Origin of the sequence: Devosia sp. (assembly GCF_034675085.1) — a bacterium.
In the GTDB taxonomy this organism is placed as follows: Bacteria; Pseudomonadota; Alphaproteobacteria; order Rhizobiales; family Devosiaceae; genus Devosia.
In genome coordinates, this window is record NZ_JAUCDN010000470.1 from 1 (window position 1) to 1,748 (window position 1,748).

The window sequence follows — 1,748 nt, forward strand, 5'->3', positions numbered from 1 at the left end:
AGGTTTCCACCAGATGGAAGGGATCGATGACATTGCCCAGCGACTTGCTCATCTTCTGCCCATCGACGGTGAGGAAGCCGTGGGCGAAGACGCGATGCTGCACCGGCAGGCCGGCGCTCATCAGGAAAGCGGGCCAATAGACGGTGTGGAAGCGGATGATGTCCTTGCCGATGACATGCAGATCCGCCGGCCAGAACTTCTTGAACAGGGGATTTTCGGTGTCGGGATAACCGAGGCCGGTGATGTAGTTGGTGAGCGCATCGACCCAGACATACATGACGTGGCCCGGTGCGTCCGGCACCGGAATGCCCCAGTCGAACGTGGTGCGGGAGACGGAAAGGTCCTGCAAGCCACTCTTGACGAAGGATATGATTTCATTGCGCCTTTCCTTGGGCGCGATGAAATCGGGATTGGCTTGGTAAAGGTCGAGCAGCTTCTGCTGATAGGCCGAGAGGCGGAAGAAGAATGTGGGCTCTTCCACCCATTCCACCTCGGCGCCGGAGGGGGCGTAGCGCTTGCCGTCCTTCTCGGTCAATTCATCTTCGTCGAAATAGGCCTCGTCGCGCACCGAATACCAGCCCTTGTAGGTGGACTGGAAGATGTCGCCATTTCCCGAGTCGGCCATCTGCTTCCAGATGGCTTGCACCGAGTCGTAATGGCGCTGCTCGGTGGTGCGGATGAAATCGTCGTTGGAGAGCTCGAGTGCCTCGGCCAGCCGGCGAAATTCGCCGGCATTGCGGTCGGCCAGCTCGCGCACCGGAATCCCTTCCCGGGCAGCGGTTTGCACCATCTTGATGCCGTGCTCGTCGGTGCCGGTGAGGAAATAGACGTCCCTGCCCTCCAGCCGCTTCCAGCGGGCGATGGCGTCGGTGGCGATCATCTCATAGGCGTGCCCGATATGGGGGGCGCCATTGGGATAGGAGATCGCGGTGGTGACGTAAAAGGGCTTGGCGGTCATGCTGGCTCGGTGGGGCTGGCGGATAGGGCGCTGTGCTTCTGGATGGCGTCGAAAAGAACCGCCAGCGTCTGCTTCATGTCGAGATTGATGCTGTCGGCGTCGCCAAGAAGGGCGTTTGCCTTCTCCCATAGCTCGTTGGCCGAGGCAAGACGCCTGCGCGCCTGCGGCTTCATGGCGGCATTGCGCGCCTCCCCGGCGATCCAGTCGGCCAGCATTTCGCGGGCAAAGCTCATCTCGGTGCCCTGCGCGTCGGCGCCGAGAAGGTCGGCCAGTTGCAGATGGGCGGCAGCGGGATGGGCGGAGGGGTTGGCGAGCCACGCCTGCAAGGCGCCCAGCGCGGAATCGGGGGCCAGCGCCAGCGTCTCGAAGGCGCGGCGGGGCCGCCCACCGGCCAAGCTGACGGCGCGCGCCAGCCCTTCGGGCGGCAAGGTCGGGTCGGTCTCGGCCAGCACCGCCTGCATGTCGCTATCGGCAAGCGGGCGCAGCGCCAGATTGTGACAGCGCGAGCGAATGGTGGGCAGCAACTGGCCGGGGCGGTGCGAAATCAGCAGGAAAATGGTGTCGGCGGGCGGCTCTTCCAACGTCTTGAGCAGCGCATTGACCGCGGAAGGATTGGCGTCGTCGATGGAATCGATGATGGCGATGCGGTGGCCGGAGCGCCCGCGCGTATGGTTCAAGCTGTCGCGCAGATCGCGCACGTCTTCAACGCGGATGACGGTGTAGAAACCCTTGCCGTCCTTGGGGCGTCGGCGGAGCACGAAGAGATTGGGATGGGAGAAGGCAGCCACCT

Annotated in this window: 2 protein-coding genes; both read right to left on the reverse strand. The window is 63.6% G+C overall.

What is annotated here, in order from left to right:
* On the reverse strand, nt 1-958 hold a 958-nt coding region (gene metG, locus VDP82_RS17815; protein ID WP_323016154.1), incomplete at its 3' end, for a methionine--tRNA ligase.
* Nucleotides 955-1,748: hypothetical protein (locus tag VDP82_RS17820; RefSeq protein WP_323016155.1), on the reverse strand; the 794-nt coding region annotated here is incomplete at its 5' end. The genes metG and VDP82_RS17820, both read right to left, overlap by 4 nt.